Annotated in this window: 1 protein-coding gene; it reads left to right on the plus strand. The window is 72.1% G+C overall.

Going from position 1 to position 2,003, the window contains the following annotated elements; all coding sequences use genetic code 11:
* On the plus strand, nt 1–2,003 hold a 2,003-nt coding region (locus tag IEY93_RS34455; protein WP_189167360.1), incomplete at both ends, for an acyltransferase domain-containing protein.

Genomic DNA, 2,003 nt, shown 5'->3' on the forward strand with positions numbered 1-2,003 from the left:
TTGTTCCGGTTGCTGGAGTCGCTGGGTGTGCGGCCGGATGTGCTGGCCGGTCATTCGGTGGGTGAGATCGCCGCTGCTCATGTGGCGGGGGTGTTGTCGCTGGCGGATGCGTGTGCGCTGGTGGCGGCTCGGGCCCGGTTGATGCAGGCGTTGCCGTCGGGTGGCGCGATGCTGGCGGTGGCCGCTTCGGAGCAGGATGTGCTGCCGTTGCTGGCCGGCCGGGAGGGCGAGGTCGGGGTCGCGGCGGTGAACGGTCCGTCGGCGGTGGTGGTCTCCGGTGCCGAGAAGGTGGTCGAGGAGATCGCCGGTGTGCTGGCGGAGAAGGGCGTGCGTACGCGCAGGCTGCGGGTGTCGCATGCGTTCCATTCGCCGTTGATGGAGCCGATGCTGGCGGAGTTCCGGGACGTGGTGTCGTCGCTGGTCTTCGCTGAGCCGTTGATCCCGGTGGTGTCGAACGTGACCGGGCAGGTTGCGGAGCCGGGACTTTTGGCCGATCCGGGGTATTGGGTGCGGCATGTCCGGGAGGCGGTGCGGTTCGCCGACGGGGTCTCCGCGGCACGCGCTGCGGGGGCGACGGTCTTTGTCGAGGTGGGTCCGGATGCGACGCTGACCGCGCTGGCGCAGCAGAGCCTGGACGCCGACGAGATGGCGTTGCTGGTGCCTGCGGTGCGTAAGGACCGGGACGAGGTGCGCGCGTTAGTCCAGGCGCTGGGCCACCTACACACCCGCGGTCTCACCCTCGACTGGGAGGCGGTCCTCGGTTCCGCCGGCCGCGCCCCGCTGGATCTGCCCACCTACGCCTTCCAGCACCAGCGGTACTGGATGACGGCGCGCGCCGCCGCCGGGAACGTGGACGCGGTCGGGCTCGCGTCCGTCGACCACCCGCTGCTCGGTGCGGCGACCGAGGTGGCCGGCGGCGAGTCGGTGGTGTTCAGCGGCCGGCTGTCGGTGGCCGCGCAACCCTGGCTGGCCGACCACGTCGTCAACGGCACGGTTCTGCTCCCTGGTACGGCGTTCCTGGAGCTGGCACTGCGCGCCGGCGAGGAGGTGGGCGCCCCGGTCGTCCAGGAACTCACTCTGCGTGCCCCGCTGCTGCTGCCCGCGGAAGGTGGCAGGCAGGTCCAGGTGCTGGTCGGTGCGCAGGACGCCTCTGGTGCGCGTCCCATCTCCATCCACTCCCGAGCCGCGAGCGCCGACGACGAGAACGCGGGCGAGTGGGTGGCGCACGCCGAAGGCGCCCTTACCGCCGAGTCCACGCCCCTGCCGGAGGCCGGGCTGGAGCAGTGGCCGCCGGCCGGCGCGGCCGAGCTCGACACCGTGGACGCGTACGACGTGCTGCTCGGCATGGGCTACGCGTACGGACCGGTCTTCCAGGGCCTCCAGGCCGTCTGGCGGCGCGAGGACGAGGTCTTCGCCGAGGTCACGCTGCCCGAGCACGCTCATGGTGAGGCGGTTCGGTTCGGTGTCCACCCGGCGCTGCTGGACGCCGCTCTGCACGCGCAGCTCGTGGCGGGGGATGGCGGGCAGACGGTCCTGCCGTTCTCCTGGTCCGGCGTGCGGCTGCACATCGCCGGCACGAAGAGCGTGCGGGTGCGCATCTCCCGTACGCGCGGTGGATCCGTCGCGCTGACCATCGCCGACGCCACCGGAGCCCTTGCGCTGTCGGTGGAGTCGCTGGCCGTACGGCCCGTCTCCGCCGAGCTGCTCGACCCCGCCGCCCGTCACGCCGAATCGCTGCTCCAGGTGGAGTGGAAGGTTCAGTCGATCGCGCACCTCGTGCCCGAAGCGCTGTCGCTTTCATCGGACCAGTCGACGAGGCCCGCGCTGGTCGCCCTGGCCGATGCGAAGGCGGCCGTCGCCGAGGGCGGCGCGGTCCCCGAGGCGGCCGTGTACGTCGTCGCCTCGCCCGCGACCGGCGTTCTGGAAGCCGTGCGTGCGTCCACTGCTCAGGTGCTGGGTGCTGTGCAGGAGTGGCTGGCGGATGAGCGGTTCGCGGGTTCGCG

The organism is Sphaerisporangium melleum (assembly GCF_014646695.1).
In the GTDB taxonomy this organism is placed as follows: Bacteria; Actinomycetota; Actinomycetes; order Streptosporangiales; family Streptosporangiaceae; genus Sphaerisporangium; species Sphaerisporangium melleum.